We start from the raw sequence: 15,103 nt of genomic DNA, 5'->3' as shown, positions 1-15,103 counted from the left end.
TGACTTCGTGACTTTGAGTCTTTGCGGCAAGATATTTTTTTAAGTCCACGCTTTTGGCATTTTTTGATCTCTTAATGGCACAAAAGCAATGTTGTCATCTTTCTCGTCTGAGTTCACAAAATGATTGAAACGTTTCAATAATCTTGGTTTTTCTAGAACTTGTTTCCATTCGCATTCGAAAGTATTTACCAACGTTTGCATTTCGGCTTCAAGTGTTTCGCAGATTCCTAAGCTGTCTTCGATAATTACTTGTTTCAAATATTCTAAGCCACCGTCTAATTTTTCTAACCAAGTTGAAGTTCTAATTAGCGGACCGGCAGTGCGGATATAATACATTAAGAATCTGTCCATGTATTTTATAACCGTTTCTTTATCGATTTTTTCGGCTAGTAAAACCGCGTGTTTTGGATTTGCGCCTCCATTTCCTGCGATGTAAAGATTCCATCCGCCTTCAACAGCGATTAATCCGAAATCTTTTCCGCGGGCTTCGGCGCATTCGCGGATGCAAGCTGAAACACCACCTTTTAGTTTATGCGGAGAACGGATCCCTTTATATCTGTTTTCTAATTCTATTGCAAATCCGGCGCTATCGTCCATTCCATAACGGCACCACGCATTTCCAACACAGCTTTTTACGGCTCGAAGCGATTTTCCGTAGGCGTGACCGCTTTCAAAGCCATTATCAATTAAGATTTTCCAGATTTTTGGCAAATCACTTAAATGCGCTCCAAATAAGTCGACTCTTTGCGCTCCCGTAATTTTAGTGTACAAATCAAATTGTTTAGCTACTTCTCCAATCACGATTAGTTTTTCGGCTGTAATTTCGCCTCCTGCAACTCTTGGAACAACAGAATACGTTCCGTTTCTTTGAATATTGGCTAAAAATCTATCGTTTGTATCTTGAGTAGTAACGTGTTTATTTGCCGTATCATTATAAATACTAGAAAAGATAGAAGCGACAACTGGTTTGCAGACTTCGCATCCGTCGCCTTTTCCGTGATGGTCTAAAACGTCGTAGAAATTCTCGTATTTGTTGATTTTTACCAAATCGAATAATTCCTGACGTGTGTAGCTAAAATGCTCGCAAATAACTTCTTTTACTTCTTTTCCTAAAGATTTTTGAGTCGCTTTTACCAAATCAGAAACCATTGGTTTACAGCCTCCACAGCCAGAAGTTGCTTTTGTTGCTTTGACAACATCTGAAAGTGTAGCACAAGATTCGTCTAGAATTTTACAGCAAATAGAACCTTTCGTTACGTTTTCGCAAGAACAGATTACAGCTGTATCCGGCAAATCCATTGCACTTCCCAAAGAAGAACCTTCAGAACCATCGCGAGAACCTAAAATCAAATCTTCTGGATTTTTAGGTAATGCCATTTCGTTAATATAAATCTGAAAAAGAGAATTGTAATCGCTTGAATCTCCGACTAAAATTCCACCTAAAAGCTTTTTTGAATCTTTAGTAACGTTGATTCTTTTATAAACACCGCTTAATTTATTTTCATAAATAATAGCTGTAACGTCATTGTTTTCAACAAAAGGATCACCAAAACTCGCAACTTCAACACCAATTAATTTCAATTGTGTTGACATATCGATGGTTTCTCTCATGGTTTTATCACCATTTAAGATTTGCTCAGCAGCTACATCGGCCATTTCGTAACCTGGAGCAACAAGTCCGTAAATGTTATGGTTGTAAAGGGCTACTTCACCAATCGCAAAAATAGAAGGGTCTGATGTTCGCATTTGATTGTTTACCACAATTCCGCCTCTTACGCCAACTTCAAGTTCAGAAACTCTTGCAAGTTCGTCGCGAGGTTTAATTCCAGCAGATATAACCAACATGTCTACTTTTAACAATTCGTCGTTTGCAAACATCATTCCTGTTATACTTTCCTTTCCGTCAATATATTGCGTTGCTTTGTTAAGATGAATTCCAATGTTTAATTCTTCGATTTTTGATTGAAGCATATCACTTGCGCCTTGATCTAATTGTCTTGGCATCAAACGCGGAGCAAATTCCACTACATGCGGATTCAATCCTAAATCACGAACTGCTTTTGCAGCTTCAAGTCCTAATAAACCGCCACCTAAAACAGCTGCTTCGGTTGCGCCTTTTTGTTTTATTTTTTTGGCGTAGGCCATAATAGCGTCAAGATCTTCGATAGTTCTGTATACAAAAACACCTTCTTTTTCGACACCTTCAATTGGCGGAACAAAAGCCGAAGAACCTGTTGCTAAAACTAAGTAGTCGTACGTATGTGTTTTGCCTAAATGCGTATGTATTGTTTTTACATCACGATTAATATCTGTAATTAGTTCAGATGTGTTTAGAATAATATTGTTTTCAGCGTACCATTGGCTTGTTGAAAGCGATAAGTCATCAGCTGTTTTTCCTCCAAAGTACTCACTTAAATGAACGCGATCGTAGGCGCGTCTTGGTTCTTCTCCAAATACTGTGATTTGATACTTTTCTTGTCCTGATTTTGCAACAAACTTTTCGCAAAATTTATAACCAACCATGCCGTTTCCAACTACTATTACTCTAATCATGATTTCTTTAATTAAGTATTACTACGCAAATATAAGTATTTATACTTATAAAAATACGTAAATAAATTATTTTTTAAGTACTAGATATGTTTTTATGACTACGTATTTTGTCGTAATCTTTTACGTAGTGCGGGTTTTGAATGATTTTTTCGTTACTTAGTTTTTTTAAATTTGAAAGGATTCTAAATAAGCGTTTCAAAAAAATGTCGTAAATTCATAAGAATTTTATAGGTGTTTTGGAAAAGAAGCACTTTTTAAACTGTGATCTCATGAAAAAAATACTTTCAATATTATTGTTATCAATTTTAATTATAGGCTGTAAGACAACGGCAAGTAAAGGATCTGATGGAAATATTTCGACGAGTTCTACAGAGGAAGATTTAAAATATTATTTTAAAGCAACAGGAAACGAGCCGTTTTGGGGAATCAAAATGGGAAATGAGGAAATCGTTTTTACGTCATTAATTCCTGGAAAGGAAAAAATCACTTTTCCAGCTGTTGACGCAATTAGAGCAATGGATGCCAATGTAAAAATGTATCAAGTAAGTAATGAAAATACTTCGGCAACAATTACAATTCAGCAGTTAGATTGTCAAGATTCTATGTCTGGCGCTATTTCGCCTTATAGCGTAAAAGTCGAAATCAGAAATAATTCAGAATTAGAAACGAAGAAATTAAGCGGATGTGGAAAATATCTTACCGATTATCGACTTCACGATATTTGGGTTTTGGAGGAATTAAATGGCTATAAAGTTTTTGCAACCGATTTTCAAAAGGAATTTCCGAGACTCGAAATTAATTCAACAGAAAATAGGTTTTCAGGTTTTGGAGGCTGTAATTCGATAACAGGACAAATCTTTTTTGAAAAGGATCTTTTACGTTTTACCAAAGTAGTTTCAACTTTAATGGCTTGCCCACAAGGAAATAAAGAAAGCGAGTTTTTAAAAGCTTTGCAAAGCACAACAGCTTATTCTATTGGAAATAATCAATTGACTTTGTCGAATCCTTCTGCTAAACTGGCTGTTTTTAAGAAGGTAGATTAGAGTTTTAAAATGTCGTATTGTATCTAAAAAAAAGCTTATACGGCTCTTCTTTATTTTAGCGCTAAAATATTTTTGTAAAATAAAACTTATAATATTTATTTTACATGAAAAGGATTTTAATGTTATTAATTGCAATGGTGTTAGTTTGCAGTTGTAAATCGACTAAAGAAACAAAAGCAACAACTTCTGCTAGTCAAGACTTAGTTGAAAAGAAATTACAGCAAACTTGGATTTTGGAAAACTTAAACGGAAAAGTTATTACTGATAAAGATTTTTCAAGTTCTCCAAAAATTGTAATTACGCCATCTGCATTTTCTGGTTCGACTGGATGTAATGCTGTAAAGGGCAATTTAGTTTCAAAAGGTGAGGGGAAAATTCAATTTTCAAATTTCACAACAGAAACTAAAAAGTGTGATGCAAAAAAAGAAGGTGAGTTCACGCAGTTGTTAAAAACAACATCAGGTTATTCTATTAAGGATAATAAACTTTTCCTTTCAAACCAATTTGGACTTACAATGTCTTTCAAAAAGGGTTAATTAAAAAATGAAAGGCTTCGATTGATTTCGAAGCCTTTTTTTATGTTTTGTTTGTCATTCCGAGGAACAAGGAATCTCCGTAAGAAACTCGACAAAGATTTTATATCTTTCAGTACGGAGCTACTTGTGGAGATTCCTTGTTCCTCGGAATGACAAAATTGCGCTGATTTATTCTAATTCCTTTGGGTCTTCATTTTCTGATTCTTCTTCAATAAAATCTAGCTCCAAAGCTCTTACGCTTTGAACAGCATTTCCAGCTATACCGCGAATTGAACCGTACATTCCTAAAGTATTGTGAACTACTTTTTCGATTTGTTTTTCGCGCTGTTTCCAAATTCTCTGCATGGCTCTTTTTTCAGAATCTAAGTCACTCTGCATTTGAGTGAAACCTTCTACAATACCTTCAATCTGCAAACGGAATTCGTTGCTTGTAAGGAAATCATATAGCATTGACATTTTATCGCCTTTATTTTCCTGAGCCTGAACCGCTTGATTGATCTGAATTAAAGATTGACGCAACACAGCGCTTAAACCTTTGAATTCTTCGTAGGTACAAATCCAGATTCCGTCGCGCATTCCCATTCGGTCCATTCCCGAAGGCATTACTTCGGTTACCAAAACACCAATATTGGCTCTTTTAGTTCTAATATCGTTTTTGAATTTCTCAATCCACGAAGGTTGGAAAGCTTTTGTTCTTTTACTTTCGTAATAAATAGAGCCGCAATTTTGATGTTCTCTTGTGTTTACAACTTGAAGACAATCTGCCCCGTTTGCACCTTTCTTTATTTCATCAATGCTATCAAGAGGGAAGTTGTTGGCAAGCCATTCTTCAATCGCCAATTCCATTACTTCGCCTTGCAATTGCATTGAGCCTTGTTCTTGCTTGCGTTTCATTTCTTCAGTCAGCTTTTTTTGTTCTTCAAGCTGTTTCTGAAGTTCTTTGAATTTTAATTCGTTTTTATCGTCTTCTTGTTTTCTAATTTTTTCGCGTTCCAAAGCCAATTGTGCATTTAATTGCTTTTCGGCTTCGGCTTGAATCGCTTCTTTCATTTCCAGTTTTTCACGCTGTAATTTTGCGATTTCACCTTCCATTTTATTTAATTCCCTGATTTTTTCCGATTTTTCAGAGAGTTCTTTTTCCATTAAAAGCAAACGATCTTTGTTTTCTTCTTCAAGTTTTGCTTTTAGTTTTTCTGAAATTTCTTTTTCGGCTGTTTTTTTCTCGCGCTCCAAACGTTCGGCAAAAAGTTCATTTTCCTGTTTTTTCTTCGCTTCAAATTCGGCTTTGGCTTTATCCAATTGTTCGTTTTTAAGCTCTAATTCACGGTTTTGAACATTTGCTTTTTGCTGGAATTCTTTACGGATGCTGTCTTCCAACTGATGTTTTAAGACATCATTTACATCGATAGGAGTTCCGCAGTTTGGACACTGAATTGAAGATTGCTCGGCCATTTTATATTGAAATTTTATTGTAGAATTTTAATTTGCTAAGATATTTAAAAGTTCTCTTTTTGTGATACGGATTACTGTACTAAATTGTAACGATTTTTTTTATATGCCACGAAGGCGCTAAGGCACAAAGTTTTTTTCTACAGATTAAAGATTGAATAGGATTTTCTCTCATTTTTTGTCATCCTGACGAAGGAAGGATCACACACGTAACTCGACAAAGATTGGCGATTCTGTTTGCGGAATTTCTTGTGTGATCCTTCCTTCGTCAGGATGACAAACTATACGCTTCTTTCTGCTTAAAAAAACTTAGCGTCTTAGCGCCTTTGTAGCAACAAAAAATCAACAGCAGATTGTGTAATCTCAGAATGATCGTCTTTTGAAGTAATTAAAGATACATTTGTATATAGGTTAACCTTTTTCAATTCGATAAAACCAATTTCTGAGTCCTTATTGTTCTTTGCAATATTCGATGGAACAATCGAAATTCCTAATCCGTTTTTGACCAATTGTACGATTGAGTTGATATTATTAGCTTCATGAATAATCTTCGGCGTAAAGCCATAAAAAGCGCAAAGTTCTAATAAAACTTCATGATAATGTGGTGCGTAATCTTTGTTGAAAAAAACAAACGTTTCATCTTTTAGTTCTAAAATATCATTTTCTGATTTTATCTGAAAAGAGTTTTTATTGTAAACCAATGAAAATCCATCCTTAAACCATAAATGAGATTTTATTTTTGGCGACTGAATGGGCGATCTGATAATTCCCATTTCGATTTTTCCTTGTTCTAAAGCATCAATTTGTTTGGTGGTTGAAATTTCGAAAAGTTTGAAATTTACATAAGGAAATCGCGCTTTCAGATGTTTTATCAAATCTGAAATGACAGAAGAATAAATCGAACTGATATAAGCAATCCTAAATTCGCCCGAAACATTCTCTGCAATCTTTTTTGTTTTTGCAGAAATGCGTTCTAGATTCTGAAAAAACACCGTTACTTCTTCTTTAAAATATTTTCCAGCTTCAGTAAGTTCTACTTTTTTATTGTTTCTGATAAAAAGTTTTGCCTGAAGTTCGTCTTCCAGTTCTGCTATTTGTCGGCTTAATGGCGGTTGAGAAATAAAGAGTTTTTCTGAAGCTTTGGTAAAATTCAGTTCTTCGGCGACCGCTAAAAAATATTTTAAGTGACGTAATTCCATGATACTTTTAAAGTATTATTAATTGATAAAAATAGTATTTTTAAAGTATTTATGAAAGAGATAGTTTTGGTTTTAAGTTAAATGTTAGAAGTGAAACGTTAAAAGTGAAAGTTGTAACGAATAACTCTTAACAAAAAAAATATAACTTTTTAAAGCAAAATAGGTCTCTCGCAGATTTAGCAGATAAAGCAGATTATTAATTTTAGATAAATCATCTTAATCATAATAATATCCCAATCATATAATAGCAAAAAGATTCGCTCAATCTGCTTGATCTGCGAGAGATTAAAAAAAACAAAAGACCATGAAAAAATCAACTATTGAAGAAATCAAAGAGCGATTTGACAATGATGTCGAACGATTTTCAAACTTAGAAACAGGACAAGTGGCAACAATCGATGCTACTATTTCTTTAGAATTAATTACCGAAGCTTCAAAACGAATTGTTCCAAATGCTAAAAACGTTTTAGATGTGGGCTGTGGAGCTGGAAACTACACTTTAATGATGTTATCTAAAGTGCCAGATTTAAACTGTACTTTGGTTGATTTGAGTTTGCCAATGTTGGATCGTGCTTTTGAAAGAGTTTCAGCAGTAACAAATGGAAAAGTTGAAATTAAGCAAGGCGATATTCGAGAAGTAGTTTTAGAAGAAAACAGTTTTGATATTATTTTGGCAGGTGCTGTTTTGCATCATTTGCGTGATGATAACGATTGGGAAACTACTTTCGCAAAATTGTTCAAATTATTGAAACCAGGAGGCTGTTTAATGATTTCGGACTTAATCACGCAAGACACCGAATTACTGAATGAATATACTTGGCAACGTTATGGTGAATATTTGGAAGGAATAGGAGGAGCAGAGTACCGCCAGAAAGTTTTGGATTATATTGAAAAAGAAGATTCTCCAAGATCAATGAACTATCAATTGGATTTAATGAAAAAAGTAGGTTTTTCAAAAGTTGAAATTTTACATAAAAACATGTGTTTTGGAGCTTTTGGAGGAATCAAATAAAAGTTTAATCGTTTGATTTTTGTTTTTGGTCGGTTCTATGTTTCTTTCTGTATATTAATTGATTGATGAATTGAAAAAAAGTGTTGTTTTGTATAATCAAGTTCTATTTTTTCTTTCACAATTAAATATTTAAAATGAGCAATAATCAACAATGGAATCGCAGAAGTTTTCTGTTTACAATGAGTGGAGCGGGAGCAGCTTTAATGTTAAATCCGCTTTTATCTTGGGCAGCAACTGAACAAGATCCTAGAATTGCTGCTATTGTTGCAAAAACATTCGGAATCGACACACACAATCACATTGATGTTCCTTTGATAAAATCAGAACTGCCGGGCCCAAAAGTTGATTTGTTTGGTGAAATGAAGAAATCTGGCTTATCTGCAATTTGTATGACTTTTGCCGTTGATTATCAGAAATTAGTTAATCCTGGAGATGCTTACGAAAGATTTCTAAACGGATTAACTGCAATGGATGAAATATTAATTGCTAATAATATGAAACGCGCTCTTAATTACACTGATTTGGAAGAAGCTCATAAAAATAAAAAGCCTATAGTAATTCAATCTGTAGAGGGAGGACATTTTCTAGAAGGCAAAATTGAGCGTTTGCAGGTTGCTTACGATAGAGGTTTAAGGCATTTGGGATTACTTCATGATAATGATGCTTCTGTTCCGTTAGGTGATATTTTTACAAAAACTCCTCAATGGGGCGGACTTACTTCTTTTGGTGCTGAAACAATTAAGGAATGTGAAAGATTAGGTGTTTTAGTCGATTTGTCGCATTGTGATGATAATACGGTAAACGGAGCTTTAAAAGTTGCTAAGAACCCTGTTTTAGTTTCGCATACAGGTTTAAATACACGTCTTGGAACAAATGAATTTATGTCTAAAATGATGATGCCAAGACTTATAAGTAAAGAGCAGGCTAAAATTGTAGCAGATCATGGCAGTGTAATTGGAGTTTGGACACATCTTGCTGATTCACCAACTGAATTTGCAGATAATATAAAAGCAATGGTTGACGTAGTTGGTGTCGATCATGTTTGCATTGGAACTGATACTAAACTGACTCCTGCATATCGTTCACCAAATGATAAAGGATGGGGACAAGGAGATAATAAAAAACCTGAAGATAAAAAGGAAGAACCCAAAAAGCAAAACGATCAAAAAGGGCAAAATGCTAGCAAAAAGCAAGGGCCTCAAGGAACTAATCAGTCTTGGGGAATTGAAAAACAAGGGTTTTATTATACTGTTGTTGAATCTTTACTAAAAGCTGGTTTTAAAGAAGAAGAGATTGCTAAAATCGGCGGTGGAAATTATTGCCGAATATTTGATATTGCAACTAAAAGATCTTAATCTATCAAAGATTATTTGTAAACAAAACAAAAGCGAAATAATGAATTTTATTTCGCTTTTATTTTGTTTTTATTTGGTGCTGGATATTTGTTTCTAAGATCAAAAACTAATTCTGAAGGGCCATTTTTCTGCAGGTAATCTAATTTTTCTACGGCTTTTTCCATGGTTGGAATTTCTCCTTTTGCAATCCACCACATGGCTGTATGCGCTTTTCCAAATTTCTGAAACCATTCTTTTCGACGTCTTAAAAATTCACTATGAAAAGTTTTGTACATATAATGCTCCAAAGTTTCAATGCTTTCCCAAACCGATACATTAATGATAATTTGCTCATCATTGTACGGATTCAGACTTGTGGCATTGTAACTGTCAGTTTCGTCTTTTAATCTCCAAACAAAACCTTCGCTTTCTTCGGCTAAAGTATTTACAGCATCTAAATTATCTACAAATTCTTTCATTATTGGGTCGTTGATATCGACGCCTTTCATTTTGGCAATATTAATTTCGGCAAGATGATAATGACTCATAAAATATAGGTTTCTGAATTTTAGGCAATTTAGTTTTTTTCTGAATAATTTTATAGCCACGAATTGCTTCGCCTTTTCGCTATCGCTCGAGTCACGAATTTATTTTTTAAAATCTATGCGCAAAGATTTTAGATTAATTCGTGAATTCGTGGCTATAAAAACTTATAAAATCTGAGCAGTTTTGTAAACTTGAATTGGACTTGAAACTAGACTTTCAGTTTTTTTGATGAAATCTTTTAAGTAAGATTGGTTGTTATGTAAGTCTAAACCAGGTTGATCTTTCCATTCTTCCCAAAGAATAAAAACATTTTCTGAAGTGTGTAAATCATAACGAATACAAGCAGCTTCTTTTCTAGTTTCGGTTACTAGATGTGTTAGCAGGCTTTGAACTTCAATTAAATGTTCTGGTTTACTTTTTAAAATTGCTGTAATCGAAATCATAATTATAAGTTTTTAAAAGTTTGCTCTAAATGTTTCGTGTAATTCTCTTTAAAGATAACGATATTTTCTGGTGTAGCACCTTTTTCTACGTCATGGAAATGAAATCCGTTTACGCGCTCCATTCCTGTGAATTTGTTCATTTTATGGAAGCCAAACATTACGCCATCATCAACAGAAGTTTCTTCGAAGAATTCGCCTGGAAGTGTAAATGCTGTTGCAGGCGCATTCCAGCTTGTGGTAAGCATGTATTTACGTCCGTGTAAAAGCCCACCGGTTCCGTAGTTGATGTCTGGATTTACACGGCTTCTTCCGTCACTTTTATAGATTCCGTTGTTGTGTCCTTGCGTGAAAACATCATCGATATATTTTTTGAAAAGATTCGGAATTTGAAACCACCAAACAGGTGTATGATAGATAATTAAATCTGCCCAAACGAATTTTTCTACTTCTTTTTGAAGATCTATTTCGTCTTCAATGTGAGTTGTTTTTATTTCGTAATCGCTGTTTTTAGAAAGAAATTCAACTGTCCAGTCCTGAACGGTTTTATTGAATTGTCCTCCTGAATGCGCGAATTTTTGTCCGCCGTTAATTATAAATATCTTTTTCATTTTACTTTATGTTGTTATGGATACGTGATGCGTGAGGGATTGAGGCGTTATCCTTTTGCATAATGAAATGGAGCAAAAGATATAGCCGAAAGCCCGACCCGGAGGGCACGCCCAGATTCTAATTATTTAAGTTTTGAGATTTTTTTTAAACACATAGAAACATAGGTTTTTCTTTCTTGGAAAAGAGACATGGAAAGAAACTAGTTTCCAACACATAGTTCGCAAATCTTTGGCGACCTACTTACGGAGATTCCTCGTTCCTCGGAATGACAAATTACGTTGACTATGTTTGTTAATGCAATTTAAACGCCTTTTGTGTGCAATGAAAACTATGTTTCTATGTGTTTAAAAAGAGAATTATTTTATTTTGGCAATCGCTTGATTGATAAATTCCAATTCTGAAGCTGATAAATCGAAATTCATTGTTTTGGCGTTTGAAATGGCTTGTTCTGCGTTTCTAGCTCCAGCTAAAACAATTGCAATTCCTTTTTGTAAAGATGTCCAGCGTAATACTAATTGCGATAAGCTTGCTTCTTTTGCATGTGCTAAAGAAGTTAATTCTTCAACTAAGGTTTTTACTTTTTGAAGATCAAACTGATTGAAATAACCGTTTCTATGGTCATTTTCTTTTAATTTGCTGTCTGTGAAATATTTCCCAGTCAACAAACCTCTTTCCATTGGACTGTAAGCAATGATTCCGATGTTTTCTGAAATTGTAAAAGGAATTAATTCTTCTTCAATTTTACGGTTCAACATGCTGTATGCGACTTGATTTGAAGCGACTTGAATCGTTTTTTGTGCTTCCTGAATTTGTGCAACATTGTAATTGCTTACTCCGAAAGCTCTGATTTTTCCTTGCTGGATTAAAGTTTCAGCAGCTTCCATTGTTTCAGAAATTGGTGTTGTTGAATCTGGCCAGTGAATTTGCAGTAAATCGATATAATCGGTTTGAAGACGTTTTAAGCTTTCTTCAACTTCTTTAATTACGTTTGCTTTTGATGAATATTTATATACTGGAACTTTTTTACCGTTGTCGTCAGCGTCGAAAAAGAAATCGCCTTTACCGTTATTGCTTCCGTCCCAAACCAAACCAAATTTTGTAAGTAACTGAACTTTAGAACGATCTTGACTTTTAATGGCTTCTCCGATCATTTCTTCGCTTAAGCCAAATCCATAAAAAGGAGCAGTGTCGATTGTAGTTACTCCGTGGTCGATTGATGCGTGAATGGAGTCGATTGAATCTTTCTTTTCTGTTCCGCCCCACATGGTTCCGCCAATAGCAAATGCACCATAAGTAATGGCTGATAATTCTAGTTCTGAGTTGCCTAATTTTCTATATTCCATGATAATGATTTATTTCGTTTAAAATTGATGAGGCAAAATTATACTGTTTTTATGATTCTTATTTGGTATATATTTGTCTTTTTTAGGTATATTTGCATCTTCAAAAAAATGGAATTATGAAAAAAGAAAACTTATATGAACCTTTTACGGTTTCTTTTGAAACGCTGAATGAATATCCAGATGTGGGAGATCGTCATAATTTTTTTGAACTGGTTTATATTTTGGAAGGGACAGGAAGACAGTGTATTAATAAAAATATATTTGAATACGATCCTGGACATTTATTCCTGTTAACGCCTGAAGATTGTCATAATTTTACGATTGAAACTAAAACGAAATTTTTCTTTTTAAGGTTTAATGATATTTATTTGAAAAATTCGAGTCTGCAGAATGAAAATATTCAGCGATTAGAATATATTCTTCAAAACGCCAATCATCAGCCAGGCTGTATTCTTAAAAATGATCCTGACAAATGTTTGGTGAAAGTAATGATTGAAGCGATTTGTCGTGAACATCAGGATAAAGATGTTTACAATCAAGAATTGATTCAGCAATTGGTGAATACACTGATTATTATTGTGGCGAGAAATATTGCGAAGTATCTGCCTGAGCAAGTGACAATAAACACGGAAGCTAAAGCAATGGATATTCTGCAATATATTCAGAACAATATTTATTATCCTGAAAAGATTAAAGCGGAATCTATCAGTGATTATTTCGGAATTTCGAATACATATTTAGGACGTTATTTTAAGAAACACGCCAGCGAAACTATGCAGCAATATATTAGTAATTATAAGACTAAACTGATTGAACATCGTTTGCAATTTAGCGAGAAGCGCATTAACGAAATTGCTTATGAATTTGGTTTTACGGATGAAAGCCACTTTAATAAGTTCTTTAGAAAGCAAAAAGGGTATAGTCCGTCTGAGTTTAGAAAGACGATTCGATTGAGTGCTTAGTTTTTGTTCGCCACGAATTCACGAATTTAGACGAATTTTTGACTCTTGGTTTAGGGTATGTTTTTTTATTTCACATATATAAACTTGGAAAGATTTTAAGAATGAATCTGCTAAATCTCCAAAATCTGCGAGAAAAGAAAGAAAATCTGTGAAAACCCATGTTTTCGCAAAGTGAATCTGTTTTATCCACGTACTTTAATTTTCTTTTCCGATAATAAAATCAAAATGCTCAGTTTTACCGGCTCTTAAATTGTTGATTTCATTTTGAACTAGTTCTTCTAAAGAATCAGCGACAATATTTCTGTCCCAAGATTCATTTTGAAGCTCGATGATTTGACCAAATTTCCCTTTTTCAGCTGGATCTGTATCGTATAGTAAATAATCACCATTTCTTCCTGTGGCAAACGGAATCCATTTTGGGTTAGCGTAATTGTTGGTTTGGATTTTTTCGAAATCTATTTCTTGTTCAGGTAAATCTTCTTCGTCAAATTGCAAATCTTGAATAGAATTCCATTCTTCTGAAATATCTGCAAACGGAATTAAATCATAACTCCAATTGTTTACTCCAAATTGAAAAACAGCCGTTACGGGATCGTAATCTACATTTTGAACTTTGTAAAAGTTAATTAATGCTGGCGGAATTGTAATATCGTCTTCAAGTTCAATGTGTTCTTGAATGTCGTTTTCGGAAATTCCCTCTGTAAGATTGTAGTAATCATTGTTTGTTGAAACGATTTTATTGATTTCTAAAATCCATTCCTGCCATAAAGGTTCAAATGATTTGTATTCGGGATCAAGAGACGCTGTGATTTTCTTTTCTTTTTCTTCAGAAGCAGAAATGCTTAAACTTGTGATTTTACCGTCTTCTTTGTCAAACCAAACACTTGTTTCGTTTAAAATAAAAGCACCGCTTCTGTCTCCTTTAAAAAGTTTTACAAGTTGACTTTTATTATTTTCGTAGTATTGAAATAATTCTTCTCCATCAAAAATAAATTCTCCAGTAAAGATGTTTTTTGCGCAATAATCATATTCTCTAACTTCAAATTCAATAGCCAAACTTTCAACTTTGTTTCCTTCTTTAGAAAACGCCATAATGCCAAGTTCGTCCCAAGTATAAATATGATTGTATTGTTTTTTGATGTGTCTGCAGTCTCCTAAAGCTTGTTTTAAAACTGTTATATCAATTGGGAATTCGATGTTTGTATTGTTAATCTGAAAGCCTGTTTTGGATAATTCAAGTTTTGTCATTTTGCTTTTTATGGGGTTTAAAGGAAAAGAGAAACTAGATAATCTTCTTGATTACACGAAGTTTATGGGTGTGTTTTTTTAATTCAGGATTATAAATTCCGGTATGGTCTAAACGATCAATACGAACTTTTCCACTTGCGTGAATAATGTAATTGTTTTCCATTATAATACCAACGTGCGTAATATTTCCTTCGTCATTATCAAAGAAAGCTAAATCGCCCGCTTCACTTTCTTCAATAAAACTTAAAGGATCGCCTTCAAGTGCTTGCTGAGAAGCATCGCGATGAATTTTATAGCCGTTTAATTTATAAACCATTTGAGTGAATCCGGAACAATCAATTCCGAAAGGTGTTTTTCCGCCCCATAAATACGGTGCATTCAAATACATAAAAGCAGTCTTTATTAAAGCACTTTTAGGTTTGACACCACTGGTTTTGGTTCCTTCAAAATCAAAGTTTGAAGTATTGATTTCGCTATTATTTAAAAATGATAATGAAGCTCCAAGCGGAATTGGAAGCAATAAATTATCTGGAGCAGTGATATAATCAATTAAATCGGCATTTAAGATAATGGCTTCTTTGCTTAACTGATTAAATTGCTGTTCGGTGATAACCTGATATTGTTTGGAATCTACCCAGCCTTCGTAATCATCAAATTGAATTCTGATTTTAGCCCATTGATTATGGCGTTCTAAAATTTCGATGTGCTCTCCAAACAAAAGTTGTGTAACTATTTCACTTCTGTCACTTGGTTCAGATCGAACGGGTACTATGGCAAGATTGCAAATTCCGAACATTTAAGGAAAATTATAAGTTGAAAATCAGGA

The 15,103-nt window shown here is 34.0% G+C and carries 14 protein-coding genes; 5 read left to right on the top strand and 9 right to left on the bottom strand.

Annotated elements, in window-relative coordinates; all coding sequences use genetic code 11:
* Positions 1–39: 39 nt before the first annotated feature.
* The gene (gene nirB / locus V6624_RS21240) at positions 40–2,553 is read right to left on the bottom strand and encodes a nitrite reductase large subunit NirB (protein ID WP_111285354.1); all 2,514 of its coding nucleotides are present in this window, start codon (positions 2,551–2,553) and stop codon (positions 40–42) included.
* A gap of 269 nt (positions 2,554–2,822) precedes the next feature.
* On the opposite strand from nirB, the gene V6624_RS21235 reads away from it, so the two are divergent.
* Both V6624_RS21235 and V6624_RS21230 read left to right on the top strand, forming a co-directional pair.
* Positions 2,823–3,596 (top strand): META domain-containing protein, encoded by a 774-nt coding sequence (locus tag V6624_RS21235; protein WP_111285352.1) that lies wholly within the window; start codon positions 2,823–2,825, stop codon positions 3,594–3,596.
* A 104-nt stretch (positions 3,597–3,700) separates the two neighbouring features.
* A complete protein-coding gene (locus V6624_RS21230; protein WP_111285350.1) occupies positions 3,701–4,132 on the top strand; it encodes an META domain-containing protein in 432 nt (143 codons plus the stop codon).
* Positions 4,133–4,300: 168 nt separating this feature from the next.
* Here V6624_RS21230 and V6624_RS21225 read toward each other — a convergent pair whose 3' ends face one another.
* Both V6624_RS21225 and V6624_RS21220 read right to left on the bottom strand, forming a co-directional pair.
* A complete protein-coding gene (locus V6624_RS21225; protein WP_111285348.1) occupies positions 4,301–5,584 on the bottom strand; it encodes a DUF2130 domain-containing protein in 1,284 nt (427 codons plus the stop codon).
* Between the two features lie 314 nt (positions 5,585–5,898).
* Positions 5,899–6,780: a LysR family transcriptional regulator gene (locus tag V6624_RS21220; protein WP_111285346.1), complete on the bottom strand. Its 882-nt coding sequence runs from the start codon at positions 6,778–6,780 to the stop codon at positions 5,899–5,901.
* Positions 6,781–7,084: 304 nt separating this feature from the next.
* Here V6624_RS21220 and V6624_RS21215 point away from each other — a divergent pair, with 304 nt between their 5' ends.
* Positions 7,085–7,792, top strand: a complete 708-nt coding sequence (locus tag V6624_RS21215; RefSeq protein WP_338840078.1) for a class I SAM-dependent methyltransferase — start codon at positions 7,085–7,087, stop codon at positions 7,790–7,792.
* Positions 7,793–7,926: 134 nt separating this feature from the next.
* Positions 7,927–9,147 carry a dipeptidase gene (locus V6624_RS21210; protein WP_111285342.1) on the top strand — a complete coding sequence of 407 codons (1,221 nt, stop codon included), beginning with the start codon at positions 7,927–7,929 and terminating at the stop codon, positions 9,145–9,147.
* Between the two features lie 47 nt (positions 9,148–9,194).
* Here V6624_RS21210 and V6624_RS21205 read toward each other — a convergent pair whose 3' ends face one another.
* The 4 genes from V6624_RS21205 to V6624_RS21190 all read right to left on the bottom strand — a co-directional run bounded on the left by V6624_RS21205 (position 9,195) and on the right by V6624_RS21190 (position 12,067).
* Entirely contained in the window at positions 9,195–9,674 is a 480-nt protein-coding gene (locus V6624_RS21205; RefSeq protein ID WP_111285340.1) for a DUF3291 domain-containing protein, read from the bottom strand.
* A gap of 162 nt (positions 9,675–9,836) precedes the next feature.
* Complete coding sequence (locus V6624_RS21200; RefSeq protein ID WP_338840077.1) at positions 9,837–10,115, bottom strand: putative quinol monooxygenase; 279 nt, start codon at positions 10,113–10,115, stop codon at positions 9,837–9,839.
* Positions 10,116–10,117: 2 nt separating this feature from the next.
* Positions 10,118–10,723, bottom strand: coding sequence for an NAD(P)H-dependent oxidoreductase (locus V6624_RS21195; RefSeq protein ID WP_338840076.1), 606 nt, complete (start codon positions 10,721–10,723; stop codon positions 10,118–10,120).
* Positions 10,724–11,080: 357 nt separating this feature from the next.
* The gene (locus V6624_RS21190; RefSeq protein ID WP_111285334.1) at positions 11,081–12,067 is read right to left on the bottom strand and encodes an aldo/keto reductase; all 987 of its coding nucleotides are present in this window, start codon (positions 12,065–12,067) and stop codon (positions 11,081–11,083) included.
* Positions 12,068–12,183: 116 nt separating this feature from the next.
* Between V6624_RS21190 and V6624_RS21185 the strand changes: the two genes are divergently transcribed.
* Positions 12,184–13,029, top strand: a complete 846-nt coding sequence (locus V6624_RS21185; RefSeq protein WP_111285332.1) for an AraC family transcriptional regulator — start codon at positions 12,184–12,186, stop codon at positions 13,027–13,029.
* Between the two features lie 195 nt (positions 13,030–13,224).
* On the opposite strand, the gene V6624_RS21180 is transcribed toward V6624_RS21185, so the two are convergent.
* Together V6624_RS21180 and V6624_RS21175 are read right to left on the bottom strand one after the other, a co-directional pair.
* Complete coding sequence (locus tag V6624_RS21180; protein WP_111285330.1) at positions 13,225–14,277, bottom strand: SMI1/KNR4 family protein; 1,053 nt, start codon at positions 14,275–14,277, stop codon at positions 13,225–13,227.
* Between the two features lie 34 nt (positions 14,278–14,311).
* Positions 14,312–15,073, bottom strand: coding sequence for a C40 family peptidase (locus V6624_RS21175; protein ID WP_111285328.1), 762 nt, complete (start codon positions 15,071–15,073; stop codon positions 14,312–14,314).
* Positions 15,074–15,103: the final 30 nt, after the last annotated feature.

This window comes from Flavobacterium ginsenosidimutans (genome assembly GCF_037478105.1).
GTDB lineage: Bacteria > Bacteroidota > Bacteroidia > Flavobacteriales > Flavobacteriaceae > Flavobacterium > Flavobacterium ginsenosidimutans.
The sequence above is the reverse complement of the archived record's forward strand: the minus strand, read 5'-3'. Positions and strand labels throughout refer to the sequence as shown.